The sequence below is a fragment of the Staphylococcus sp. KUGN1 genome (genome assembly GCF_045984185.1).
GTDB classification, from domain to species: Bacteria; Bacillota; Bacilli; order Staphylococcales; family Staphylococcaceae; genus Staphylococcus; species Staphylococcus warneri_A.
The window spans coordinates 1-222 of the sequence record NZ_JBJQIL010000042.1 but is presented as its reverse complement, the minus strand read 5'-3'; the positions used below and the strand labels follow the sequence as shown (position 1 = coordinate 222).

Sequence of the window (222 nt, the reverse complement as noted above, 5' to 3'; positions counted from 1 at the left end):
TACTGTCACTTAATGAAGTAGAAGCACTTGTGCTTTCAGAATCGCTTAATGACGTACTGCCGCTCGTCGATGAGCTATCAGAAAGAGAAGTACTTGTTGAATCACTAGTAGAAGTACTGTCACTTAATGAAGTAGAAGCACTTGTGCTTTCAGAATCGCTTAATGACGTACTGCCGCTCGTCGATGAGCTATCAGAAAGAGAAGTACTTGTTGAATCACTAG

Annotated in this window: 1 pseudogene; it reads left to right on the top strand. The window is 41.4% G+C overall.

Going from position 1 to position 222, the window contains the following annotated elements:
* Nucleotides 1-222 (top strand): annotated as a pseudogene (locus ACJQQZ_RS12680) (hypothetical protein); the annotation flags it as partial.